Source organism: Azotobacter chroococcum (genome assembly GCF_002220155.1).
Taxonomy (GTDB): Bacteria; Pseudomonadota; Gammaproteobacteria; order Pseudomonadales; family Pseudomonadaceae; genus Azotobacter; species Azotobacter chroococcum.
In genome coordinates this window covers 3547983-3569808 of record NZ_CP011835.1, presented here as the reverse complement: position 1 = coordinate 3569808, position 21826 = coordinate 3547983, and the positions used below count along the sequence as shown (strand labels likewise).

General features: G+C 67.9%; 26 protein-coding genes. 17 read left to right on the top strand and 9 right to left on the bottom strand.

Annotation, left to right across the window (positions count from 1 at the left end; genetic code table 11):
* Positions 1-89 precede the first annotated feature (89 nt).
* Entirely contained in the window at positions 90-539 is a 450-nt protein-coding gene (locus ACG10_RS16615; protein ID WP_039805739.1) for a DUF421 domain-containing protein, read from the bottom strand.
* A 10-nt stretch (positions 540-549) separates the two neighbouring features.
* Positions 550-1104, bottom strand: a complete 555-nt coding sequence (locus tag ACG10_RS16610; RefSeq protein ID WP_089169925.1) for a hypothetical protein — start codon at positions 1102-1104, stop codon at positions 550-552.
* A gap of 258 nt (positions 1105-1362) precedes the next feature.
* Here ACG10_RS16610 and ACG10_RS16605 point away from each other — a divergent pair, with 258 nt between their 5' ends.
* On the top strand, positions 1363-2223 hold the full coding sequence (locus ACG10_RS16605; RefSeq protein ID WP_039805738.1) for an SDR family oxidoreductase: 861 nt from the start codon (positions 1363-1365) through the stop codon (positions 2221-2223).
* A 111-nt stretch (positions 2224-2334) separates the two neighbouring features.
* Here the strand turns inward: ACG10_RS16605 and ACG10_RS16600 are convergent, their stop codons facing one another.
* Positions 2335-2844, bottom strand: a complete 510-nt coding sequence (locus tag ACG10_RS16600) for a ferritin-like domain-containing protein (RefSeq protein WP_089169054.1) — start codon at positions 2842-2844, stop codon at positions 2335-2337.
* Positions 2845-3107: 263 nt separating this feature from the next.
* Between ACG10_RS16600 and ACG10_RS16595 the strand changes: the two genes are divergently transcribed.
* Positions 3108-3620, top strand: a complete 513-nt coding sequence (locus tag ACG10_RS16595; RefSeq protein ID WP_089169053.1) for a DUF4142 domain-containing protein — start codon at positions 3108-3110, stop codon at positions 3618-3620.
* Between the two features lie 346 nt (positions 3621-3966).
* Positions 3967-5313 carry a sigma-54-dependent response regulator transcription factor AlgB gene (algB, locus tag ACG10_RS16590; protein ID WP_089169052.1) on the top strand — a complete coding sequence of 449 codons (1347 nt, stop codon included), beginning with the start codon at positions 3967-3969 and terminating at the stop codon, positions 5311-5313.
* A gap of 135 nt (positions 5314-5448) precedes the next feature.
* Here the strand turns inward: algB and ACG10_RS16585 are convergent, their stop codons facing one another.
* Entirely contained in the window at positions 5449-5643 is a 195-nt protein-coding gene (locus tag ACG10_RS16585; protein WP_039805734.1) for a con-10 family general stress protein, read from the bottom strand.
* Between the two features lie 539 nt (positions 5644-6182).
* On the opposite strand from ACG10_RS16585, the gene ACG10_RS16580 reads away from it, so the two are divergent.
* Positions 6183-6599 carry a CopD family protein gene (locus ACG10_RS16580; RefSeq protein WP_089169051.1) on the top strand — a complete coding sequence of 139 codons (417 nt, stop codon included), beginning with the start codon at positions 6183-6185 and terminating at the stop codon, positions 6597-6599.
* A gap of 23 nt (positions 6600-6622) precedes the next feature.
* Here the strand turns inward: ACG10_RS16580 and ACG10_RS16575 are convergent, their stop codons facing one another.
* The gene (locus ACG10_RS16575) at positions 6623-7117 is read right to left on the bottom strand and encodes a DUF2231 domain-containing protein (protein ID WP_089169050.1); all 495 of its coding nucleotides are present in this window, start codon (positions 7115-7117) and stop codon (positions 6623-6625) included.
* A 21-nt stretch (positions 7118-7138) separates the two neighbouring features.
* Here ACG10_RS16575 and coxB point away from each other — a divergent pair, with 21 nt between their 5' ends.
* From coxB to ACG10_RS16555, 4 genes are read left to right on the top strand one after another with little or no spacing between them, the layout of a single operon-like run.
* A complete protein-coding gene (coxB, locus tag ACG10_RS16570; RefSeq protein WP_089169049.1) occupies positions 7139-8086 on the top strand; it encodes a cytochrome c oxidase subunit II in 948 nt (315 codons plus the stop codon).
* The gene (gene ctaD, locus ACG10_RS16565; RefSeq protein ID WP_089169048.1) at positions 8083-10596 is read left to right on the top strand and encodes a cytochrome c oxidase subunit I; all 2514 of its coding nucleotides are present in this window, start codon (positions 8083-8085) and stop codon (positions 10594-10596) included. Before coxB ends, ctaD begins: the two co-directional genes overlap by 4 nt.
* On the top strand, positions 10593-10928 hold the full coding sequence (locus tag ACG10_RS16560) for a hypothetical protein (RefSeq protein WP_089169047.1): 336 nt from the start codon (positions 10593-10595) through the stop codon (positions 10926-10928). Before ctaD ends, ACG10_RS16560 begins: the two co-directional genes overlap by 4 nt.
* Positions 10919-11743, top strand: a complete 825-nt coding sequence (locus ACG10_RS16555; RefSeq protein ID WP_089169046.1) for a cytochrome c oxidase assembly protein — start codon at positions 10919-10921, stop codon at positions 11741-11743. Before ACG10_RS16560 ends, ACG10_RS16555 begins: the two co-directional genes overlap by 10 nt.
* A gap of 6 nt (positions 11744-11749) precedes the next feature.
* On the opposite strand, the gene yaaA is transcribed toward ACG10_RS16555, so the two are convergent.
* Positions 11750-12529 (bottom strand): peroxide stress protein YaaA, encoded by a 780-nt coding sequence (gene yaaA / locus ACG10_RS16550; RefSeq protein WP_089169045.1) that lies wholly within the window; start codon positions 12527-12529, stop codon positions 11750-11752.
* An 83-nt stretch (positions 12530-12612) separates the two neighbouring features.
* On the opposite strand from yaaA, the gene dmeF reads away from it, so the two are divergent.
* The 5 genes from dmeF (at position 12613) to moaE (ending at position 16597) form a co-directional block, all read left to right on the top strand.
* The gene (gene dmeF / locus ACG10_RS16545) at positions 12613-13587 is read left to right on the top strand and encodes a CDF family Co(II)/Ni(II) efflux transporter DmeF (RefSeq protein ID WP_089169044.1); all 975 of its coding nucleotides are present in this window, start codon (positions 12613-12615) and stop codon (positions 13585-13587) included.
* Between the two features lie 327 nt (positions 13588-13914).
* A complete protein-coding gene (locus ACG10_RS16540; protein WP_089169043.1) occupies positions 13915-15309 on the top strand; it encodes a PhoH family protein in 1395 nt (464 codons plus the stop codon).
* Positions 15310-15406: 97 nt separating this feature from the next.
* A complete protein-coding gene (moaC, locus tag ACG10_RS16535; RefSeq protein ID WP_089169042.1) occupies positions 15407-15877 on the top strand; it encodes a cyclic pyranopterin monophosphate synthase MoaC in 471 nt (156 codons plus the stop codon).
* 23 nt (positions 15878-15900) lie between these two features.
* Positions 15901-16149, top strand: a complete 249-nt coding sequence (locus ACG10_RS16530; protein ID WP_089169041.1) for a MoaD/ThiS family protein — start codon at positions 15901-15903, stop codon at positions 16147-16149.
* A gap of 1 nt (position 16150) precedes the next feature.
* Positions 16151-16597 carry a molybdopterin synthase catalytic subunit MoaE gene (gene moaE / locus ACG10_RS16525; protein ID WP_089169040.1) on the top strand — a complete coding sequence of 149 codons (447 nt, stop codon included), beginning with the start codon at positions 16151-16153 and terminating at the stop codon, positions 16595-16597.
* 60 nt (positions 16598-16657) lie between these two features.
* Here the strand turns inward: moaE and ACG10_RS16520 are convergent, their stop codons facing one another.
* On the bottom strand, positions 16658-16957 hold the full coding sequence (locus ACG10_RS16520) for a DUF6156 family protein (protein WP_089169039.1): 300 nt from the start codon (positions 16955-16957) through the stop codon (positions 16658-16660).
* 36 nt (positions 16958-16993) lie between these two features.
* On the opposite strand from ACG10_RS16520, the gene ACG10_RS16515 reads away from it, so the two are divergent.
* The 3 genes from ACG10_RS16515 (at position 16994) to ACG10_RS16505 (ending at position 18716) form a co-directional block, all read left to right on the top strand.
* The gene (locus ACG10_RS16515) at positions 16994-17401 is read left to right on the top strand and encodes a hypothetical protein (RefSeq protein ID WP_232487130.1); all 408 of its coding nucleotides are present in this window, start codon (positions 16994-16996) and stop codon (positions 17399-17401) included.
* A gap of 220 nt (positions 17402-17621) precedes the next feature.
* Positions 17622-18182: an OsmC family protein gene (locus tag ACG10_RS16510; protein WP_089169038.1), complete on the top strand. Its 561-nt coding sequence runs from the start codon at positions 17622-17624 to the stop codon at positions 18180-18182.
* 93 nt (positions 18183-18275) lie between these two features.
* Positions 18276-18716: a hypothetical protein gene (locus tag ACG10_RS16505; protein WP_089169037.1), complete on the top strand. Its 441-nt coding sequence runs from the start codon at positions 18276-18278 to the stop codon at positions 18714-18716.
* A gap of 41 nt (positions 18717-18757) precedes the next feature.
* On the opposite strand, the gene ACG10_RS16500 is transcribed toward ACG10_RS16505, so the two are convergent.
* On the bottom strand, positions 18758-20620 hold the full coding sequence (locus tag ACG10_RS16500; protein WP_089169036.1) for an Lnb N-terminal periplasmic domain-containing protein: 1863 nt from the start codon (positions 20618-20620) through the stop codon (positions 18758-18760).
* Between the two features lie 74 nt (positions 20621-20694).
* On the bottom strand, positions 20695-21183 hold the full coding sequence (locus tag ACG10_RS16495) for a DUF3015 domain-containing protein (protein ID WP_039802330.1): 489 nt from the start codon (positions 21181-21183) through the stop codon (positions 20695-20697).
* A gap of 185 nt (positions 21184-21368) precedes the next feature.
* Between ACG10_RS16495 and ACG10_RS16490 the strand changes: the two genes are divergently transcribed.
* A complete protein-coding gene (locus ACG10_RS16490; RefSeq protein ID WP_039802332.1) occupies positions 21369-21695 on the top strand; it encodes a TraR/DksA family transcriptional regulator in 327 nt (108 codons plus the stop codon).
* Positions 21696-21826: the final 131 nt, after the last annotated feature.

Below are 21826 nucleotides of genomic sequence, written 5' to 3'. Positions count from 1 at the left end.
ATGCCCCTTCAGGGTTGGAGGGGGAACTGCGCCGCGACGTTCAATGTTTTTTCGGCTTCCCGGCGAGACGGGCAGGGCTCTGGGGCGGATCATCCGGACGAGTAGGGGATGATCGAGATCTTGCCGTTCTTCTCCAGGATCGCGTACTTGATCTGCCGCATCTGTTCCAGCCCCTGGCTCTGGCGCGCCGCCAGCAGGATGTCTTCCTCGCGCAGGCGGGCCTCGCGCAGGCGCTTCTTCAGGGGCCGGCCGTCCTCGACGATCAGCGTCGAGGTGCCCTCGATCAGCGTGTCGATCCGGGCGAAGCGGAGCTTGACGAACGACAGGCCGACGTCGATGACGATCAGGGTCACGATCACGATGAGCGCGTTGGTGAGCGAGAAGTCGTCGCCCAGCAGCGCCTGCTGCGTCGCCTCGCCGATGATCAACAGCAGCAGCAGGTCGAAATTGCTGATGTCCGCCAGGGTGCGCCGGCCGGCGATCTTGAACAGGGCCAGCAGGGCCAGGTAGATCGCGGTGGCTCGCAGAACGGCGTCCATCGCTCCCTCCTCACGGATAGATGAATTGCGTGAAGACCACGCTGTCGCCTTCGAACCAGGCGGTGCTGCGCACCAGCCCGATGCCGTCGGGGCGGATCGTCAGGTAGAGGCTGAACTCACCCCGTTCGTCGGCCTGGCCGGCGAGTTCCAGCCCGCCCTCGTGGCTGCGGGCGGACAGGGGCTGCGGTTGCAGGCTTTCGACCACATGGGCCCGCAGGAACGCCTGGTCGATGCGCAGGGTGGCCCGCGCCGAGGGGCTGGTCCGGGCAATGAGAACGATCCGGCTGCTGGCGCCGTTGCGCAGGAAGCGCTCGTACTCCACCGTCAGGCGCTGTTGCGGACTGCTGCCGATGTGCCGGCTGAGCGGGCCGCCGGCGAACAGGCCGCTCAGGGCCAGGGCGATGAAGGCGAGCAGCACGACGAAGCCGATCCGCTCGTGTTTCCAGGTCCTGCGCTGGCGGGCGATCTGGTCGGCGATCGGGTAGTGGCGCGGGGCGAAATCATCCTGCTGCGCGTCGTCCGGCTGCGTGCGTGGCCCGGGAGTATCCGGCGGGACATCGGTCATGGCAGTGGCCTGTGCGTCTTGCTGCTTGATGAGTCCGACCACCGTTTCCGGCTTTTGTCCCGCCGGCGCGACATGCGTCACGCCGCGGCGGCTCGTCGCGAATGCCGGGGCCGGTTTTTCCGCGTCCGGCGCTTCGCCCGAACTCGGAAAAACCGGCCGAGTCTGCTGAAGGGAGGAACGCCACGCCCCTGTCTCCGGCGCGCCCGAGCCTTCCGTGGCATCCCATCCACCTGTTCTTCAAGACGTAAGGTGAACGTTATGGCTGAAAACAACCAAACCCTGCCGCCGCAGCACCAGGCGCAACGGCCCGGCAAGGAAGGCGACATGCATCCGCGGCCGGCATACAAGGCCGAGGACTACAGGGCGGCCGGCAAGCTGGAGGGCAAGGTCGCGGTCATCACCGGCGCCGACAGCGGCATCGGTCGCGCCGTGGCGGTGGTCTTCGCCAGGGAGGGAGCGGACATCGTCCTGCTCTATCTGGACCAGCCGGAAGATGCCGAGGAGACCCGCCGGGAAATCGAGAAGCACGGCCGCCGCTGCCTGGCCCTGGCCGGCGACGTGGCCGATGCCGCGTTCTGCCGCATGGTGGTCGAGGAAACCCTCGGTCAATGGGGCCATCTGGACGTGCTGGTCAACAACGCCGGCGAGCAGCACCCGCAGGAGCGGCTCGAGGACATCAGCGAGCAGCAGTGGGAGAAGACCTTCCGCACCAACATCTTCGGCATGTTCCAGCTGACCAAGGCGGCGCTGCCGTCCATGAAGGAGGGCGACGCGATCATCAACACCACCTCGGTCACCGCCTACAAGGGCAATCCCAAGCTGATCGACTACTCCTCCACCAAAGGGGCGATCACCGCCTTCACCCGCGCCCTGTCGGCCAACCTGGCGCCGCGCGGCATCCGCGTCAACGCGGTGGCGCCGGGGCCGATCTGGACCCCGCTGATTCCCTCCACCTTCAGCGCGGAGGAGGTGGCGCATTTCGGCGCCTCGACGCCGATGCAGCGTCCCGGGCAGCCGGAGGAGGTGGCGCCGGCCTACGTGTATCTCGCCTGCAACGACTCCTCCTACGTGACCGGGCAGGTGCTGCACGTGAATGGCGGAACGGTGGTCAATGGCTGAGGCGGGTCGATATGGCGAGCCGGTGCCGGGCGGCTGCTCGGTACCGGGCTCGTTGCTGTGCTGTGGGGAGGTGGTTCGAAGGCGCGCAGGCGGTTTCGCCCGGCAGCCGCCTCAGCGCTTGGCGGCCACGTCGGGGGTTTCGGAGCGGCTCAGGAATTCGCTGGTGATTTCCGGCAGGTAGTTCAGCAGCCAGTCGGCCATCGCCTGCTCCTGCATCAGGATTTCCTGGGCGATCCGCTTGGTTTCCGCGTCTCCGGCCACTTCGGCGGCGGCGATGAGCGTCCGGTAGGAGGCGATCTCCATGTTCTCGAAGACATAGGTACTGATCGCGCCCTTGACCACCTCGTCGCTCATGACCACGCCGCTGAGCCCCTGGCCGAAGGCCACGACCTTGGCAGCCATGTCCTTGAATGCCGAAGGGCTGCTGCCCAGGCGCCTGATGCAGCTTTCGATCTGGTCCCTCTGCCAGCGGGTTTCCTGCAGGTGCTGGTCGATATGTACCTTGAACTCGGGATAGTGCTCGATACGGTCGGAAAGCGACTCCAGCATGTTTTCCGCCTGCTGTTCCATGGCATGGGCATCGCGCAGCCAATCAAGCAGGTTTTCGTGGACAGTTGCCATTTGACGATCTCCTTGATGGGGGATGATGGGTGCATTGGGTAGAATCCTCCGGCACTTCCAAAGTTCATCCCGGCTGACGGGTGGGATTCAACTTTCGAGAACTTTCCGATACGCAGCAATACCGCTTGATTGACAGGGGAGCGTCTGGGCGTCCGATATTTCAGAACTATCTCCAGCCGGGTAAGTCGTACCTTTGCCGGGACAGGTTGTTCGTTGTCGGAAAACTTCCTATATGGGAATCTTTTCTAAAGAGGTAATAAGCCATGATGAGAATATATAAGGCCTTTTTCGCTGCGCTCTTGCTTGCCGTATTCGGCAGCCTATATGCCGCCGATAGCATGGATGCCGATGACTTTGTCGACGAGGCGTCGGCAAAGGGCATTGCGGAAATCGAGAGCGGCAAACTTGCCCTGGAGAAAAGTACTTCCCCGGATATCAAGGCCTTTGCCCAGCAGATGATCGACGAACATACCGCGGCGAACCAAAAGCTGGCGCAGATCGCCACGACCAAGCAGCTGGAAGTGGCCACCGAAGCCGAACTGATGAGCAAGGCCAAGAAATGGATTCTGCAATTGCGCGACGGCGAATCCTTCGATGAGGCCTATGCCAACAACCAGGTCGCCTCCCACGAGAATACCGTCGAGCTGTACCGCAAGGCCGCGCAGCAGGTGGAGGATGCGGACCTCAAGGCCTTCGCCAGCAAGTCCCTGCCGACCCTGGAACAACACTGGGAAAAGGCCAAACAGCTGGCGGCCACCCACAAGAAGCACGACTGACGCACAGGCCGGGGCCCCGGCCTGTGCGCCCGGGGCGCCGGCCCTGCCGTGCAGCGTCGCGCAATCCCTTTCCGCTCGCCCGGCTGTCCTGTCCGATCCGCCACCGGCACGCCGTCGGTCGGTGTCCCGGTGTGCGATCCCGCATGCCGCATGTGTCGGGATGATGTGCATACCCAGCAATTTGCCTTCATTTTCCCGACGGATTGGCGCACTCCCCCCTCACGCTCGTCCTTCCCGGCCTGTCCGCCGGAGAGGATTCGGCCTCCGTGCAGCGGCAACGTTACCGAACGTTTGCAACTACGCTGTAGGCCTGAACCTGGCACCACGAAGACACACGAGGGGGAGAATGAAACCCACGACGGAAGTCACCGGCCGGATACTCTTGGTGGATGACGAGCCGGCAATACTGAGAACTTTCCGCTCCTGTCTCGAGGAGCGTGGCTACAGCGTGATGAGTTCCGGCAGCGGGGCGCAGGCGGAAGCGTTGCTGCAACGCCAGGTCTTCGATCTGTGCTTTCTCGATCTGCGCCTGGGCGAGGAGAACGGCCTGGAGGTGCTGCAGCGCCTGCGCAGCCAGGCGCCCTGGATGCGTGTGGTGATCGTCACCGCCCTGAGTGCCGTGGACACGGCGGTCGAGGCGATCAAGGCCGGCGCGTCCGACTACCTGGTCAAGCCGTGCAGTCCCGACCAGCTGTGTCTGGCCGCGGCCAAGCAGCTGGAGATCGGCCAGCTGGCGACGCGCCTGGCGGTCCTGGAGGGCCAGTTGCGCCAGCCCAGCGATGTCTTCGGCTCGGACAATCCGGCGATGATGGCGGTCCTGGAGACCGCCCGGCAGGTGGCCGACACCGATGCCAACGTCCTCGTTCTCGGCGAGTCGGGCACCGGCAAGGGCGAGCTGGCGCGCGCCATCCATGGCTGGAGCCGGCGGGCAAGGAAGTCCTTCGTGACCATCAACTGTCCCTCGCTGTCCGTCGAGCTGATGGAAAGCGAGATGTTCGGGCACAACCGCGGCGCCTTCACCGGGGCCACCGACAGCACCCTGGGACGGGTCAGCCAGGCCGACGGCGGTACCCTGTTCCTCGACGAGATCGGCGATTTCCCGCTGTCCCTGCAGCCCAAGCTGCTGCGCTTCATCCAGGACAAGGAGTACGAGCGGATCGGCGATCCGGTGACGCGCCAGGCCGATGTGCGCATCCTCGCCGCCACTAACCGCGACCTCGAAGCCATGGTGCGGGCGGGGCAGTTTCGCGAGGACCTGCTCTACCGGATCAACGTGATCACCCTGCATCTGCCGCCGCTGCGCGAGCGTCCCGAGGACATCCGCGACCTGGCCGAACGCTTCCTGCTCATGTTCGTCAAGAGCTACGGCCGCCCGGCGCGCGGCTTCAGCGAGGCGGCACAGGCGGCCCTGCTGGGCTACCACTGGCCGGGCAACATCCGCGAGCTGCGCAACGTGGTCGAGCGGGCCAGCATCATCTGCCCGCAGGAGCTGATCGAGACGACCCATCTGGGGCTGGGCGAACAGCCGGTCGGCAGCGTGCCGCGGGTGGGCATGCCGCTGCGGCTTGAGGAGCTGGAGAGGGCCCATATCGCCGCCGTGCTGGCAACCAGCGAAACCCTCGAACAGGCCGCCAAAACGCTCGGCATCGACGCCTCGACGCTGTATCGCAAGCGCAAGCAGTTCGGCCTGTGACGCCGGCAGGACGAATGGTTGCCGGCCGGCAATGACCATCACGGCTACGGACAATCAATGCGGTAAATATATAAAGGGCGAGAGCATCGCCCGATTATGGATGAATCGGGCGATGCTCTCCGCCAGGCGCAAAGATCAACGACGCTCTTTGCCACCCTCTTTGCCAGCCTGTCCGCCGTGACTGTGCTGGCCTCCCTTGCGGCCGGCTTCGGAAGCCTTCTCGCGGTCGTTGGCAAAGTTTCCGCCGCTGTTGTGACCACCCTTGCGGCCGGCTTCCGAGGCTTTCTGGCGATCGTTGGCAAAGTTGCCGGGGTTGGTGTTCTTGGGCATGTTTTTTCTCCTTGAGGGCTGAAAAAAGCAGGTATTCACGCGCCCTGCATGGATACTGAAAACACCCCTTGGCGAGAGTTCCGGAATTTCCATGGCGATAATGCGCAGCGGACAAACGGTACGAGTCCGCAAGATGCAAAGTGTGCGCGGCTGTTATATCCGGCCCCGGCTACTACACTCGTCTGGATATTGAATGGCATGCGTGTTTTCGGCCAACTCTGCGCGCCGGCATGGAATCAGGGAAACAGGAAATGATTAGGGCCTGTTAACACTACTCCACGCGGCCGCGACGGAGCCTGTTTTTGCGCGGGGTTAGGCGCGAGGAGAGAAGTTTGGTCATTCCAAACGAACGACGAGCAACGACACTCCGCGCAAAAACAGGCCCGTCCCTGCGGGTTGCGCGGCAAATGGCGCCATGCGTCGTTGCGGGACTTGGCAAGGGAACGCCATTCCCTGCGTCCCGCGCCTTGCCTGGCGCCATTTGGCGCGGCAACGCGGCTCGCGGAGAGTAGTGTCAACAGGCCCTGGGAAAGATCGCCATGCCCTGGCTGCTGAGCGTGCATATCGTCTTTTTGCTGATCTGGTGCGCTGCCCTGTTCTATCTGCCGGGGCTGATCGCCGGCAGCAGCGGCGCCAATTTCGAAGTTTCCTCCCGCCAGCACGCTGTCCTGCTGAACCGGCAGCTGTTCAACCTGCTGGCGACCCCGGCGGCGCTCTTCACCATCGCCAGCGGCACCCTGCTGTTTCTCGTCCAGGGCACCCTCGGCATCTGGCTGATTCTCAAGCTGACCGCCGTGGTGGTCATGGTGGTCTGCCATGCCTTGTACGGTGCGCTGATCCTGCGCCTGGAGCGCGAGCCGCAGACTGTGGTGACCTCCCTCTGCGTCGCCCTGGCGGTGACCTCCGCGCTGGCCGTGCTCTGCGTCGTCTGGCTGGTCCTGGCCAGGCCCGTCTGAGGAGGCTCCCGGTGGCGGACTGTTCAACCTTCCACATCGACCCCCACCGCATGCTCGTAGACCAGGCGACCGCCCAGCCAGGCGGCCAGCACGATCAGCAGCGCGGTCAGCAGGGACAGGTACAGCCCCCAGGGCAAGATCTGCTCCGCGGCGAGGTAGCGCTGCAGCCAGTTCAGCGAGGCCAGCGAGAGCATCATCACGGCGAGAATGGCATGGCACCAGCCGGTGACCAGGCGGCGAATCCGCCGCACGCTGAACAGATCGACGAGGCCGGCGATGCTGGCGAGCCAGCCGCCGAAGGCGCCGACGCCGGCCAGCCACAGGCTGGCCCGGGCCCAGAAGGGGTCGCCGCTCAGCAGGTAGCCGAGGTCGCTGGCGACCAGCCCGAACAGGGCGGCGACCGGAAAGTGGATCATCATCGGATGCAGCGGGTGGCCGCCCAGGGCGGCGCGGCTGCGGATGGTCTGCTCGGGCATCGGGATTTCCTCGGCGAGAGGCGGCGGAGCGCATACGGGCATCTGACCGCGGCCGGCGCGGCAATGCTCCTGGCCGGCTGCCAGGGGCCGCAGTCCGCGCTCGACCCGGCCGGGCCGGCGGCGCAGGCGGCGGCCTGGCTGTGGTGGGGCATGTTCGCCTGGTTCGGCCTGGTGCTGCTGCTGGTCGTGCTCCTCTGGCTGCTGGCCCTGCGCCGGGCGCCGCGCCATTACACGCCCGAGCAGGCCCGGCGCCTGGGCCGGCGCTGGATTATCGCCGGCGGCGTGCTGCTGCCGGGCTTCAGCATCCTGGTGCTGCTGGCCTTCGGCATCCCGCTGGGCCTGCGCATGCTGCCGCTGCCGCTGGACGGCCCGCCGCCGCTGCGCATCGAGGTGACCGGCCATCAGTGGTGGTGGGCGGTGCGCTATCCGGAGACCGGCGTGGTCACCGCCAATCAGCTGATCCTGCCGGTCGGCCGGCCGGTGGACGTGGAGGTCGCCAGCGCCGACGTGATCCATGCCTTCTGGGTGCCGCGCCTGGGCGGCAAGCTCGACATGCTGCCGGGGCGCCGCGCGACCCTGCGCCTGCAGGCCGACCGGGCCGGCCGTTACCGTGGCCAGTGCGCGGAGTTCTGCGGCGCCCAGCACGCGCACATGGCGCTGGCCGTCGAGGCCCTGGAAACGCCGGCCTTCGAGGCCTGGCAGGCCGCCCGCCGGACAGCGTCTCCGATCGCGCCGGAACATACCGCGGCGGTGGAGGCCTTCCGGCCCTATTGCGGCGAATGCCACCGGGTGGCCGGGATCAGCGACGGCCGCCGGGCGCCGGATCTCAGCGATGTCGGCGCGCGGCCCAGCCTCGGCGCCGGCACCCTGGCGAGGGAGGAGGGCGCCATGCGCCGCTGGCTGCGCGAGCACCAGAGGCTCAAGCCGCACAACGGCATGCCCCGTCACGACCATCTGCCCGAGGCCAGCCTCGATGCCATCGCCGCCTGGCTGGAGACCCTCGCCCCATGAGCGAAACCCGCGCGCAGAGCCCCGAACGGCTGCATCAGGACTTCCATGCCGTCTGGGGCAATCCGACCGGCTGGCGGGCGCTGTCCATCGTCAACCACAGCAGCATCGGCCTGCGCTTCATGCTCACGGGGACGGTGTTCTTCCTCATCGGCGGACTGCTGGCGATGCTGATCCGCGCCCAGCTGGCGCGCCCCGAGCTGCCGCTGATCGATCACCAGACCTACAACCAGCTGTTCACCCTGCACGGCTCGGTGATGATGTTTCTGTTCGCCGTGCCGATGGTCGAGGGGCTGGCCGTCTACCTGATCCCCAAGATGCTCGGCGCCCGCGACCTGGTCTTTCCGCGCCTCAGCGCCTTCGGCTACTGGTGCTACCTGTTCGGCGGCACCATCCTGGTTTCCAGCCTGGCCCTGGGTCTGGCGCCGAACGGCGGCTGGTTCATGTACACGCCGCTCAGCAGCGCGGCCCACTCGCCGGGGGTGAATGCGGATTTCTGGCTGATCGGCATCACCTTCGTGGAAATCTCCTCGGTGGCCGGCGGCGTCGAGCTGGCGGTGTCGATCCTGCGCAGCCGCGCGCCCGGCATGAGTCTCGACAGGATGCCGCTGTTCGCCTGGTACATGCTGGTGACGTCGCTGATGATCGTCTTCGGCTTCCCGCCGCTGATCCTCGGCAGCATCCTCCTGGAGCTGGAGCGCGCCGCGGGCTTCGCCTTCTTCGACGTCGCCCGCGGCGGCGACCCGCTGCTCTGGCAGCACCTGTTCTGGCTGTTCGGCCACCCCGAGGTCTACATCATCTTCCTGCCGGCGGCGGGTATCGTCAGCACCCTGCTGCCGGTGTTCGCCCGCCGCCCGCTGGTGGGTTACCGCTGGCTGGTGCTGGCGGTGATCGGCACCGGTTTCCTCAGCTTCGGCCTGTGGGTGCACCACATGTTCACCGTGGGCATTCCGCTCTTGGGGCAGGCGTTCTTCTCCGCGGCCAGCATGCTGGTGGCGGTGCCCACCGGCATCCAGGTGTTCGCCTGGCTGGCCACCCTGTGGACCGGCCGGCCGCTGTTCAACGTGCCGATGCTCTGGCTGGTCGGCTTTCTGGTGATCTTCGTCGCCGGCGGCCTGACCGGGGTGATGCTGGCGCTGGTGCCCTTCGACTGGCAGGTGCACGACAGCCATTTCGTGGTGGCGCACATGCACTACGTGCTGGTCGGCGGCATGCTCTTTCCGCTGATCGCCGGGCTCTACTACTGGCTGCCGCACTTCTCCGGGCGCCTGCCGTCCGAGCGCCTGGGGCGCTGGGGCTTCTGGCTGACCTTCGTCGGCTTCAACGCGACCTTCCTGGTGATGCACTGGACCGGCCTGCTCGGCATGCCGCGGCGGGTCTACACCTACCCGGCGGGGCTCGGCTGGGACCTGCCCAACCTGATTTCCTCGGTGGGCAGCTTCGTGATGGCCATGGGCGTGGCCATGGTGCTGCTGGACATCGGCCTGCATTTCCGCTTCGGCCGCCGCGCCGGCGACAACCCCTGGCAGGCCGACACCCTGGAGTGGGCCACCGCGCTGCCGCCGGCCGCCTACAACTTCGTCAGCCTGCCGGCCTGCACCAGCCGCCATCCGCTGTGGGAGAACCCGGCCCTCGGCCAGAGCATCGCCGAGGGCCGCCACGGGCTGCCGACCATCGACCACGGCCGTCGCGAAACCTGGGGCAGCGACCCGCTGAGCGGGCAGGTGCGCGAGATCATCCACCTGCCGGGCAACAGCTGGCTGCCCCTGTATGCGGCGCTGGTCCTGACGGTGGTCTGCCTGTCTCTGCTGAACGGCGCCTATGCCCTGGCCGGCGTGGCGGCGCTGGCGACCCTCGGCATCCTGCTGCGCTGGTCCTGGGTCAACGGCGCCCACCCTCTGGCCGCGCCGGATGCGCGCACCCGGCCGGGCGATCCGCCGCTGCATTCGCGCACCTTCGACGGCCCCGGCCTGTGGGGCATGGGCACCACCCTGCTGGCCAACGGCGTGCTGTTCTTCTCGCTGATCTTCGCCTGGTTCTACCTGTGGACCGTGGCGCCGAACTGGCAGCCGCCAGCGCGCTCGCCGCTGCCGGGATTGGCGCTGCTGCTCGACGGGCTGCTGCTCGGCGCCATCGCGCTGGGCTTTCGCCTGCTGCTGCGGCGCCTGCGCCGAGGGAACCACCGCCGGCTGGAAGGGGCGCTCTGGATGCTCGCCGCGCTGGGCCTGCTGCAGGCGGCAGGGCTCGCCTGGGTTCTCGCCGCGACGCCCCTGGCGCCCACTGCCAGCGCCCACGACGCGCTGATCGCCGTGACCCTCGGCTACCTGCTGCTGCACTGTGCCCTGGCGCCGCTGTTCACCGCGCTGCAGGCTTGGCGGGTGCGCCTGGGGCTGGTCGGCGAGCGGGCGCCCTACGAGCCGGCGGTGGTCCTGCAGTGGTGGGATTACTGCCTGCTGACCTTCTGGGCGAGCTATTTCGCCCTGGTGCTGTTTCCCCGGGGGATCGGCGCGTGAGGCCGGGGCATCCGCTGCAGCTGGCGCTCGGGCTGATCGTCTGGAGCCTGTGGCTGGTCGCCGTGTACGCCGGGCTGTCGCTGGGCTGCCTGCTGGCCCGGCCGGGCGACGGGCTGGGGCCGGCCACCTGGCTCAACGGCCTGCTCGGCCTCTTCACCCTGCTCACCGCGGCCTGGCTGTTCGGCTGCGCCTGGCGGCTGTGGCGGGTGCCGCCGCCCGCGCTGGCGGCGCGGCGCTTCGTGGTGCGGGTCGGCGCCGCGGTCCATCTGCTGGCGGCCCTGGCCACGCTGTTCGTCGGTCTGCCGATTCTGACGCTGCCGCCATGCCTCTGATCGGTCTGCTGCTCCTGCTGCTGCCGGCCGGGGCGCAGGCCCACGGGCTGTTCGACCAAGGCCTCGGCCAGCTGCTGGGCGAGCGGCTGCCGGTGCTGCTCGGCGCCGCTCTGCTGGCCGCCGCCTGGATCGGCTACGCGGGAGGCTGCCGGCGCCGGCCGGCGGCGCTGCGCCAGCGCCTGTTGCTGCACGGAAGCTTCCTGCTCGCGGCCCTCAGCCTGTTCGGTCCGCTCGACGAAGCCGCCGAAACCAGCGCCGCCCTGCACATGCTGCAGCACATGCTGCTGATGCTGGCCGTCGCCCCGCTGGCCGTGCTGGCCCGGCCGCTGCCGCAATGGCGCAGCCTGTGCGGCCCGCGCCTGGACCTTCTGTGGCGCGGCCCGCTGCGCCTGGCCCGGCGGCCGCTGGCCTGCGCCGTGCTGCATGGTGCGCTGATCTGGATCTGGCACGCGCCGGGGCCCTACCGGCTGGCGCTGGACAACCTCTGGTGGCACCTCGTCGAGCATGCCTGCTTCCTGCTCAGCGCCTGGCTGTTCTGGTGGTCGGTGCTGCGCGCCGGGCCGCGCCAGCAGGGGCAGGCGCTGCTGGCCCTGCTGCTGACCAGCATGCATACCGGCCTGCTCGGCGCCCTGCTGAGCTTCGCCCGGGTGCCGCTCTACCGCGCCACGGGCGATCTGGGCGACCAGCAACTGGCCGGCCTGCTGATGTGGGTGCCGGGCGGCCTGGTCTACCTGCTCGCCGCCCTCTGGTGCGGGCTGCGCTGCTGGCAGCGTCTGCTGCGCCGCAGCGCCTCGGCGGCCGGCCCGCGGCCATGACGGCCGTCAGTCCATCAGCTTGTCGCGCAGGAACACCAGGCGCTCGGGCGTGGAATGGCTGACGGAGAAACGGTAGCCCTGGTCGTCGAAGTCCTTGAGGCCCTCCGGGTCGCGCAGGCGCTCCTTGATCACGTAGCGGGCCATGCGGCCGCGGGCCTGCTTGGCGTAGAAGCTGACGATCTTGTACTGGCCGTTCTTCAGGTCCCTGAATTCGGTGTCGATGACCCGGCCGCGCAGCAGCGGGCGCCTGACCGCCGAGAAGTATTCGTTGGAGGCCAGGTTGAGCAGCAGGTCGTCGCCCTGTTCGTCCAGCGCCTCGTTCAGCCACAGGCTGATGCGTTCGCCCCAGAAGGCGTAGAGATCCTTGCCGCGGGCGTTGGCCAGCCTGGTGCCCATCTCCAGGCGGTAGGGCTGCATCAGGTCGAGCGGGCGCAGCACGCCGTAGAGGCCGGAGAGCATGCGCAGGTGCGTCTGGGCGAAGTCGAAGTCGGCCTCGTCGAAGTCCTCGGCGTTGAGCCCGGTGTAGACGTCGCCCTTGAAGGCGAGCAGGGCCTGCTTGGCGTTGGCCGGGCTGAAGTCGGGGGTCCATTCGGCGTAGCGGGCGGCGTTGAGCCCGGCGAGCTTGTCGGACAGGCTCATCAGCTCGGCGATCGCCGGCGGGGTCAGCTCGCGCAGGAGGACCATGAGTTCGGCGGCGTGGTCCAGGTACTGGGGCAGGGTGTGGCGCGGGGTGACCGGCGGGCTCTGGTAGTCGAGGGTCTTGGCCGGGGAAATCACCATCAGCATCGTTGCTCTCCTTGGGGTCTGCGGCGATTCTAGCGCCAGTACCCCCTTTGGGTCCGTGCCCCACGTTTTCCCGGAGTCACCCGATGATCGAATGCAACCACGAACACTGGCAGTCCTCCCACGACTATCGCCCGCTGGAGGCGGGCAGCGAGCGCCAGGCCTGGCTGGTGGTGGCCCTGACCGGGGTCACCATGCTGGTGGAGATCGCCGCCGGCTATGCCTTCAATTCCATGGCGCTGCTGGCCGACGGCTGGCACATGGCTTCGCACATGCTGGCGATCGGCCTGACCGCGGTGGCCTATCTGCTCGCCCGGCGCTACGTGCAGGACCCGCGCTTCGCCTTCGGCACCTGGAAGATCGAGGTGCTGGCCGGCTTCGCCAGTGCCCTGCTGCTGGTCATGGTGGCCGTCCTGATGCTCGGCGAGTCGCTCTGGCGGCTCTGGCAGCCCCGCGAGATCGCCTTCGACCTGGCGTTGTGGGTGGCGGTGATCGGGCTGCTGGTCAACCTGCTGTCCGCCTGGCTGCTGCGCGACCAGCACGACCACCATCACCATGGCCACGCGCACGGCCATGACCATGCCGATCACGATCACGGCCATGCCCAGGGCGGCCGCGATCTCAACCGCCACGCCGCCTACCTGCATGTGCTGACCGATGCGCTCACTTCGGTGGCGGCCATCGTCGCGCTGCTCGGCGGCAAGTTCTTCGGCTGGAGCTGGCTGGACCCGCTGATGGGCATCGTCGGCGCGCTGGTGATCGGTGTCTGGGCCAGGGGGCTGCTGGTCGAAACCGGCAAGGTGCTGCTCGACCAGGAGATGGACAGTCCACTGGTCGAGCGGGTGCGCGCCACTCTGGAGCGCGAGCCGGATACCGAGGTGGCCGACCTGCACCTGTGGCGCGTCGGCCGCGCCCAGTACGCCTGCATCCTCAGCGTGGTGACCCACGGCGACGGCAGCGCGGACCGCTACAAGGCCTGTCTGACGGGCATTTCCGGGCTGGTCCACGTGACCGTGGAGGTGAACCGCTGCGGGGGGAGGCAGCCAGGCGGGCGGGAGTGAATCCCCCCACTCTAGCGGCCCCCGGCGGGACCGCCAAGATTATTCCGCAACGGGATAAAAAAACCCTGGCAGGCGCTGAAAAGTACTTTTTTCTGTCATCCGTTTTGCTGTATCAACAAAGCCAGACCGCCTGACAGACCAAGGAAAGCGCTTGCGCGTCGTGTGATTGTCCACGGTCTGTCGCATGCGTGCGCACGCCCGGCGGCTCCGGCCGGCGGCGTGCCCGGCTTCTCCCGCCCGGTGCCGGAGAGGACGGCGGTTCTTCGCGGCGGAGCGCTGTATCCGGCATTCCGTCGCCTGCCCCCGGCCAGAAAAAGGTGACCGATTATGGATGACCACGGATGCGCCCACCCCACCCAGTCGACCCTCTACGTCCTCGACACCAACATCCTGATCCACGATCCCAACGCCTTGCTGAATTTCCAGGAACACCAGGTCGGCATTCCGATGACGGTGCTGGAGGAACTGGACAAGCTGAAGACCGGCAAGCACACCGTGGCTGCCGAGTGCCGCCAGGCGATCCGGCTGATCGACCAGGTGCTCGGCGAGGCGACGCCCGAGGAGGTCGAGCAGGGCGTACCCATCCAGCGCGGCAAGAGCGGCCCCTGCGGCCTGCTGTCGATCCTCATGAGCCGCCGCGTCGGCGCTGACGACCGGCTGCCCGACGACGACAGCAACGACAACCGCATCATCAACCTGGTGGTGGATCTGAAGAGGCGCCGGCCGGAGGTGCCGGTGGTGCTGGTCACCAAGGACATCAACATGCGCCTGAAGGCGCGCGCCTGCGGGGTGGCGGCCGAGGACTACCACACCGACCAGCTGATCGACGACGTCAGCCTGCTGCCGCGCGGCTACCACAACCTTAGCGGCTCCTTCTGGGACCGGGTGAGCAAGGTGGATACCCGTCAGGACCACGGGCGCGCCTGGCACCGGGTGCAGCTCACCGACAACCTGCCGTCGCTGCACCTCAACGAGTTCATCCTCGACGAGCAGGGCTTCGTCGGCTGGGTCAAGGGCATCAAGGGCGACGAGCTCTTGATCCTCGACCTGCACCAGGAGCCCCTGCTGCACCAGGAGGCCTGGGGGCTGCGGCCGCGCGACATCTACCAAGCCCTGGCGCTGTTCGCCCTGCTCGAGCCGGACATCCATCTGGTCAACCTGACCGGCGCCGCCGGCTCCGGCAAGACCATCCTCGCCCTGGCCGCGGCCATCGAGCAGACCATGGTCAACAAGCGCTACCGGCGGATCATCGCCACCCGCAGCGTGCAGGGGCTGGACGAGGACATCGGCTTCCTGCCCGGCACCGAGGCGGAGAAGATGGAGCCCTGGCTCGGCGCCATCACCGACAACCTGGAGGCGCTGCACATGGACGACGAGAACACCCACGGCAGCGTCGACTACATCCTGCAGAAGGTGCCGCTGCAGTTCAAATCGCTGAACTACATCCGCGGGCGCAGCTTCCAGCAGAGCCTGATCCTCATCGACGAGTGCCAGAACCTCACCCCGCACCAGATGAAGACCATCATCACCCGCGCCGGCAGCGGCTCCAAGGTGGTCTGCCTGGGCAACCTGGCGCAGATCGACACCCCCTACCTGTCGGCCACCAGTTCCGGGCTGACCTACCTCACCGAGCGCTTCAAGGACTTCCGCCACGGCGTGCACATCACCCTGCAGGGGGTGCCGCGCTCGGCCCTGGCGGAGTACGCCGAGGCGAACATGTAGCGGCCGCGGCCGCGGGGCTGCCGTCGGCACCCCGCGGCCTGCCTGGCGGGCCGGCTGGGTATACAATTGGCCTCCTTTCGCGCCAGGAGCCGCTGTCATGCTCACCCATCTCGATTCCCAGGGCCATGCGCACATGGTCGACGTCACCGACAAGGCCAACAGCGCCCGCGAGGCCGAGGCCGAGGCCTGGGTGCGCATGCTGCCGGAGACCCTGCGGCTGATCCAGCAGGGCGGCCATCCCAAGGGCGACGTGTTCGCCGTGGCGCGCATCGCCGGGATCATGGCGGCGAAGAAGACCCACGAACTGATTCCGCTCTGCCATCCGCTGCTGTTGACCGGCATCAAGGTCGAGCTGGCGGCCGAGGGCGAGGACCGCGTGCGCATCACCGCCCGCTGCAAGCTGGCCGGGCAGACCGGCGTGGAGATGGAGGCCCTGACCGCGGCCAGCGTCGCCGCGCTGACCCTCTACGACATGTGCAAGGCGGTGGATCGCGGCATGCTCATCGAGCAGATCCGCCTGCTGGAAAAGCAGGGCGGCAAGAGTGGCCACTACCGGGCCGACGCCTGATTCCGACGGAGAGCAGTATTCCCATGATTCACGTGCACTACTTCGCCCGCTACCGCGAGGCGCTCGGCGTCGATTCCGAGCAGCTCGGCTGGGACGCAGGCTTCGCCCGCCTCGACGACCTGCGCCGCCACCTACTGGCGCGCGGCGGCGACTGGGCGGTGCTCGGCGAGCGCAACCTGATGTGCGCCCGCAACCAGGAGCTGTGCGGCCTGGACGAGCCCTTGGCCGACGGCGACGAAATCGCCTTCTTCCCCACCGTCACCGGAGGCTGAGATGGGCATTCGGGTACAGGTCGAGGCCTTCGATCCGGGGGCCGAGCTCAATGCGCTGCACGCGGCCAACGTCGGGGTCGGCGCGGTGGTCGGCTTCGTCGGCTACGTGCGCGACTTCAACGAGGGCCGCGAGGTCGGCGGGATGTTCCTCGAACACTATCCGGGGATGACCGAGAAGGCTCTGGGCAAGATCGCCGACGAGGCCGCGCAGCGCTGGCCGCTGCTCCGGCTGGAGATCCTCCACCGCATCGGCCGGCTGGAGCCGGGCGAGCCGATCGTCTTCGTCGGCACCGCCAGCACCCACCGCCAGGCGGCCTTCGACGCCTGCGCGTTCGTCATGGATTACCTGAAGACCCGTGCGCCGTTCTGGAAGAAGGAGGATACCGGCGAGGGACCGCGCTGGGTCGAGGGCCGCGACAGCGACCAGGCGGCGGCGCGGCGCTGGTAGGGCGGAGGCAACCCGCCAGACGTGGCAAGGGCCTGACTCGCAATGGCGGGTTGCACCGCCCTACGCCGGCTGGCCGTTCTCGTCGAAGTCGAGCACCGTGACTTCCTCGTCGGCGTCGGTGATCTCGGCCTGACGCAGGGCGCCGTTGGCGTGGTAGCTGTAGACGTGCTGCAGCTCCAGTTCGCCATAGACGATCTTCTCCATCTTGATCAGGCGGTCCTGTGCGTCGAAGTGGCCGCGGAAGAAGGTGTTGCGGTTGTGGAGACCGGCCTCGTCGAGTTCGTTCATCAGCTTCAGCGGCAGCTTGATGCCACTGTAGGTGACGAAGTGACGGCAGGTGCCGGAAGCTTCGCTGCTCATGTGTCCTCTCATCGGGTGTGGTTTTGCGAAGGCGCGATGATCGCACAAAGCACGGGCCGTGCGGCGGGGCTCCGCCATTGCGCCGGCCCGGCAGGAAAGCGTCAGTCAATTTTCAGCGTGGTGATGATGAAGGCAGCGGTATTGGCAACTTCCCTGGTAATGCTCCTCGGTTTCGGCAACTCCGTGGCCGCTCATGACGACCACCATCATCATGAATGGCGGCGCTGGTGGGGCGATGAACGGAAGGAGGAGTTCCGGGACGGTCCGTGCGAGGTGAAGATCGAGTCGAAGCGCGGAGACTACAAGCGGGAGGTGAAATGCAAAGACGGGATCGGGGCCCGCTGGCGCGGCGAATGGAAGGAGGAGTTCCGCGACGGCCGCTGCCGGGTTAAGCAGGAGGCGAAGCGCGACGAGTTCAAGGAGGAGGTCAAGTGCGATGACTGAGGGCCGCGCGTTTCTCCGCGAAGGGCGGCGACCGGACGAGCCTGCCTGGCCGGAGGGTGAAAAAGCGGCTAATACCCAATAGGGTCGCCTCGCGACCCTTCGCGGGTCGGTGGCCGCGCAAGGAGCTGAGGCTTGGCAGGGAGGCTTGCCGAGGGTTTGCGAGAGCGCTTGTCCCTCCGGGGCCGCTGGCCGCTCCACTGCTGAAACGGAGGGGAAAACGATGACAGCGGAAAAGCACGTCAGCCGCATAAACGGCATCGACCTGGAGGTTCTCAAGGCAACCATCGGCGCCATCCAGAAGGATCCCGCGCTGGCCGCCTGCCGGTTCCGGGCGCGCAACGCCTGGCTCGGAGGCACGCGCAACTGCAGCACGATCTCCGGCTTCCATGGCGCCGGGCAGGAGATGGTGCACGCCGAGCCGTTCCTGCTGAATGCGGACGAGCCCGCCGTGCTCGCCGGCGGGGACAAGGCGGCCAACCCGGTCGAGCACCTGCTCAATGCCCTGGCCGGCTGCATCACCACCAGCATGGTCGCCCATGCGGCGGTGCACGGCATCTCCATCGACGAGCTGGAGTCGGAGCTGGAGGGCGACATCGACCTGCGCGGCTTCCTCGGACTGGACCCCTCCGTGCCCAAGGGCTACACGAACATCCGCGTGAAGTTCCGGGTGAAGACCGCCCCGGAAAACCTCGCGCTGCTCAAGGAGCTGGCGGCGTTCTCGCCGGTCTACAACACGCTGGTTCAGGGCGCGAAGGTGGAGATCGACATCGAGGCGTGCTGAAATTGCGCGCCGGACTGCCTTTCCGGCAAGCTGCGCCGCCGATGGGCCGGGTTGTTCCGGCCGCACGCGGACATTCTTCGGAGCGAGACGGCAATGCTTTCCAAACTCCTGATCGGCCTGCTCGGGCCTGCACTCAAGGTGCTCGTCGGCAAGGTCCTGGACGAGTTCTGCGACTGGCTGTTCGAGCGGCTCCGGGAGATCCTGCGCCGGCGCCGGGCGGCCAGCCTGGACAAGGCCGAGGCCCGCGCCGCGCAGGCGGATGAGCGGGCGCGCCGGGCCGGCACGCCGGACGAGGCGCGCGAGCAGGAGGCGGTCGCGCGGGTCTGGCGCGAGGTGGCGGAGATGTTCCGTCAGGAGAACGAGGCGCTGAAGGCGGAGCTGGAGGGCGTGCGGCGCAGCGCCGACCGTCAGGCGCAGCAGGCGGTGGCCGCCTTGCCGCTCGAGCAGGTCGTCGAGCCGGCCAGGAAGGCGCTCGAGAGCGATGGAGCGGGGCGCCCGCTCCGTCTCGATGGGCCGGCGGCGAGCAAGGAGTAGGGCGGCAGAGCCGCAGGCCTCGCGCACACCTTTTGGTCTCCTCAGTAGTGATACCAGCGCAACTGCAGGCTCAGCTCGCTGGCCGGTGCGCCCTGCTGGCTGAATTCGCGGCGGGCGGCCAGGCGCAGGCCGAGGTTGGCGGCGATTTCCCACTGCTGGACCAGGCTCAGCTCACGGCGCACCTCGCCGTTGTGGAAGTAGTCGGCGCTGGCCTCGAGGCCGAGGTTGCCCAGCCGGTTGCGCCACAGCAGGCCGGCATTGAAGCCGGCGGCCGGACTGATGAAGGCGGCGAAGTCCTCGTTCTGTTCCAGCCGGGCGGTGGCCAGGGCGAAGCCGAGCAGTCCTTCGGCGAGCGGCCAGGTGACGCCGGCGCCGCCGCTCAGGTGACCGACCAGCTGTTCGTCGTCGTGGCGGCCCTTGCCGATGACCCGCTCCAGGCCGCCGCCGACCTGCCAGGACCAGGGCGAGAGCAGGGCGCTGCGCGGAGTCAGCGAGCGGATGTTGGCCACGTCGAGCCGCTGCAGCTGCCAGTGGTTGCCCTCATAGCGGCGCAGCTTGAGCTGGGCGATCTCGATCTGTGCGCCGAGGGGGAAGCCGTCGAGGTTGTCCTCAAGGTCGTGGTAGGCCATGCGCAGGCCGTATTCGCTGAAGCTGCGGTCTTCCCGGCTGCCGAGGGCGAGCTGCCAGGTGCGCGATTCGTGGCCGTTCTCCGGCGGCACGGGGCGCTCCACGGCGAGGCGTGGCGGCGGGTTGCGGTTGATCGCCTGCAGCAGGCGGTAGCTGTCGCGGGCGCTGCCTTCGTCGCGCTCCTCGCCGCTCTTGCGGTAGCGGATCAGCCGGTAGGCGGCGTCCTGCACCAGTGCCCGGCGTTCGGCCGGCAGCGCCTGGAAGGCCGGGCTGGCGAGCGCGGCACTGTCTTCGGCCAGGCGCCGCGTCCACTCCAGTTCCGTGCCGTTCAGCGGCTCTGCGCGCGCGCGCAGCTCCTTTTCCCGTGACGGACGGTAGTCGGTGCGCTCGACCAGCCCGGCCTGCTGCACCGCGCGCACGGTGTCGGCGGGGATGGCGGTGAGCGGGAACTGGTCGGTCAGCTCCAGGCCCGGGCGGGCGATCTCCAGCAGCTCGAGCAGGCGGTAGGAGCAGTTTTCGTCGAAGAAGTAGTAGTCGAACTGGATCTGCCGCAGTTCCCAGACGTGCTCGACCATCCGCCCGGTTTCCGCGGCGCTGAGGTTCAGCCGGTATTCCCAGAGGTCGCGGTTTTCCAGGCGGCTGTATTCGGCGAGCTTTTCCCGGTAGGGCATTAGGGCGAAGAGGCCGGGATAGCCGCCCATCAGTCCCTTCCAGGCATACAGGATGCTGTTGTCGCTGCCCTCGATGTAGGCGCCGAAGTTCAGCGCATAGCTCAGCAGGGGGCTGCCCTGGGTGTCGATGCCGGGCGGATCGATGCGCAGCAGGGTGTGGCCGAACATTGACGAGGGGCTGTTCAGGTAGGCGGCGGGGAACACCAGCACCGTGCTGTGCGGGGCGATGTCGGCATGCCAGTCGGCGTATTCGCGGCACTGCGGCTGCGGCAGGTCGTCCAGGTTCAGCCGCTCGCGCAGCCAGCGGGTGCGGGCCGGAAAGCGGCACTGCGGATGGCGGTCGGCGAGGGCCGGCTCCTGGTAGAGGGCCGCGAGGGTGGCGGCGAGTTCCGCCGTGGGATCGCGCTCGCCCCGTTCGGCCAGGAAGAACTCGTCATCGTCGACATGACTGCGCCAGCCACCCAGCCGGTTGCGCTGGTAGTGGCCGAGGGCGAGCCAGAAGGGGTCTGCGGCCAGCTCGTGCAGGCGCGTCGCCGGCAGTTGCGGAGCGGCCTGGAGCGCGGCGCAGGCGCCGCCCAGCAGCAGGGGAAGCAGGCGTTTGAGCATGAGGGACTGGGACGATCGGACAGAAAAGTGCCCGCCGGAGCGGGCACGAGGCGATGGCGGGTCGCTGGGCCGGGTCAGGCCTGCTCGGCGTATTTGGCCAGGCGGGCGTCCTTCTTCAGCACGGCGAGGGTGGCGCTGTGCACGTCCTCGGCGGTGACGTCGGCGGAGCTGAAGATTTCCGCGAAGTGCTCATGGGTCACGGCGGCGAAGTGGGCGCGGTCTTCCGGCTGCACGCCGAGCACCACGGCGTAGGTGGTCAGGGCTTCGCCGTCGCCCTTGGCCATGTCCTCGGACAGCTCGTCCATGATGCTGCCCAGTACCAGCATCGGCTTGCCGGAGTAGGTCAGGGCGCCGTCGGTACGGCAGCCGTTGGTGCCGGAGGTCATGCCGAAGGTAGCATTGCCCGAAGTGCCGTTGGTGGTCGAGGCGACCAGGTGCGAGGCCAGACCGCGTTGTCCCTTGAACAGCATGTTGCCCCAGCCGCAACTCGGGCCGCCCGGTGCCTCGGCGAAGGCATTGACGGAGGCGATGGCGAACAGGGAACCCAGCAGAATCCTTTTCATTGATGATCTCTTCTTCATGTGGAGAAACGGGCCGGTCCTCGCCGGCCGGTGCGCAGCATTTTGCAACGCCGCAGGGCTGTCAAGCCGGCCTTTCCGGTGGCGGCCGGGCGCTTGATGCAGATCACTGCATATCGTCCAGCCTGGGCCACACTGAAGAGGAGTATGGTCGATTCCCGGGAGTGAACATGGCCGACGTCTTCGATCCACAGGGCACCCTCGAGCGTCTGCGCCGGGACTATCGGCAGCGCGCCGAGGCCATTCGCGACGATCTGGCCCGGCCGCACGACGCGGACGCCACCGAGCGGGCTGGCGAGCGGCAGAACGACGAGGTCCTGCAGGCCCTGCTGGCCGAGGCCGAGGCGGGGCTGCGCCAGGTCGAGCGGGCGCGCCAGCGGCTGGCGGAGGGCCGCTATGGCCTCTGCCGGCGCTGTGGCCAGCCGATTGAGCCGGCACGCCTGGCCGCGCTGCCGGTCGCCGAGCTCTGCCTGCACTGCGCCGGGCTTGAGCGCTGAGCTCCTCGTGGCCGTTCGCCTGCACGCGAGGCATCGTCCGCCGTGCGCTGTCGATGGGGCGCCTTGCGGCGGGTCGGTGCGAAGGCCAGAATGACGACTGTTTTTCCCCTCTCCGCGGCCCATGGCCGCCC

Coding starts and splice junctions, on each gene's coding strand:
- ACG10_RS16580 (WP_089169051.1), top strand. CDS start 6,183: ATGCCCTGGCTGCTGAGCGTGCATATCGTCTTTTTGCTGATCTGGTGC.
- ACG10_RS16495 (WP_039802330.1), bottom strand. CDS start 21,183: ATGAAAAGGATTCTGCTGGGTTCCCTGTTCGCCATCGCCTCCGTCAAT.
- moaE (WP_089169040.1), top strand. CDS start 16,151: ATGGGCATTCGGGTACAGGTCGAGGCCTTCGATCCGGGGGCCGAGCTC.
- ACG10_RS16515 (WP_232487130.1), top strand. CDS start 16,994: ATGATCGCACAAAGCACGGGCCGTGCGGCGGGGCTCCGCCATTGCGCC.
- ACG10_RS16505 (WP_089169037.1), top strand. CDS start 18,276: ATGCTTTCCAAACTCCTGATCGGCCTGCTCGGGCCTGCACTCAAGGTG.
- ACG10_RS16500 (WP_089169036.1), bottom strand. CDS start 20,620: ATGCTCAAACGCCTGCTTCCCCTGCTGCTGGGCGGCGCCTGCGCCGCG.
- algB (WP_089169052.1), top strand. CDS start 3,967: ATGAAACCCACGACGGAAGTCACCGGCCGGATACTCTTGGTGGATGAC.
- ACG10_RS16595 (WP_089169053.1), top strand. CDS start 3,108: ATGATGAGAATATATAAGGCCTTTTTCGCTGCGCTCTTGCTTGCCGTA.
- dmeF (WP_089169044.1), top strand. CDS start 12,613: ATGATCGAATGCAACCACGAACACTGGCAGTCCTCCCACGACTATCGC.
- ACG10_RS16510 (WP_089169038.1), top strand. CDS start 17,622: ATGACAGCGGAAAAGCACGTCAGCCGCATAAACGGCATCGACCTGGAG.
- coxB (WP_089169049.1), top strand. CDS start 7,139: ATGCTCCTGGCCGGCTGCCAGGGGCCGCAGTCCGCGCTCGACCCGGCC.
- ACG10_RS16610 (WP_089169925.1), bottom strand. CDS start 1,104: ATGACCGATGTCCCGCCGGATACTCCCGGGCCACGCACGCAGCCGGAC.
- ACG10_RS16575 (WP_089169050.1), bottom strand. CDS start 7,117: ATGCCCGTATGCGCTCCGCCGCCTCTCGCCGAGGAAATCCCGATGCCC.
- ctaD (WP_089169048.1), top strand. CDS start 8,083: ATGAGCGAAACCCGCGCGCAGAGCCCCGAACGGCTGCATCAGGACTTC.
- ACG10_RS16615 (WP_039805739.1), bottom strand. CDS start 539: ATGGACGCCGTTCTGCGAGCCACCGCGATCTACCTGGCCCTGCTGGCC.
- ACG10_RS16555 (WP_089169046.1), top strand. CDS start 10,919: ATGCCTCTGATCGGTCTGCTGCTCCTGCTGCTGCCGGCCGGGGCGCAG.
- ACG10_RS16605 (WP_039805738.1), top strand. CDS start 1,363: ATGGCTGAAAACAACCAAACCCTGCCGCCGCAGCACCAGGCGCAACGG.
- yaaA (WP_089169045.1), bottom strand. CDS start 12,529: ATGCTGATGGTGATTTCCCCGGCCAAGACCCTCGACTACCAGAGCCCG.
- ACG10_RS16585 (WP_039805734.1), bottom strand. CDS start 5,643: ATGCCCAAGAACACCAACCCCGGCAACTTTGCCAACGATCGCCAGAAA.
- ACG10_RS16530 (WP_089169041.1), top strand. CDS start 15,901: ATGATTCACGTGCACTACTTCGCCCGCTACCGCGAGGCGCTCGGCGTC.
- moaC (WP_089169042.1), top strand. CDS start 15,407: ATGCTCACCCATCTCGATTCCCAGGGCCATGCGCACATGGTCGACGTC.
- ACG10_RS16490 (WP_039802332.1), top strand. CDS start 21,369: ATGGCCGACGTCTTCGATCCACAGGGCACCCTCGAGCGTCTGCGCCGG.
- ACG10_RS16540 (WP_089169043.1), top strand. CDS start 13,915: ATGGATGACCACGGATGCGCCCACCCCACCCAGTCGACCCTCTACGTC.
- ACG10_RS16520 (WP_089169039.1), bottom strand. CDS start 16,957: ATGAGCAGCGAAGCTTCCGGCACCTGCCGTCACTTCGTCACCTACAGT.
- ACG10_RS16600 (WP_089169054.1), bottom strand. CDS start 2,844: ATGGCAACTGTCCACGAAAACCTGCTTGATTGGCTGCGCGATGCCCAT.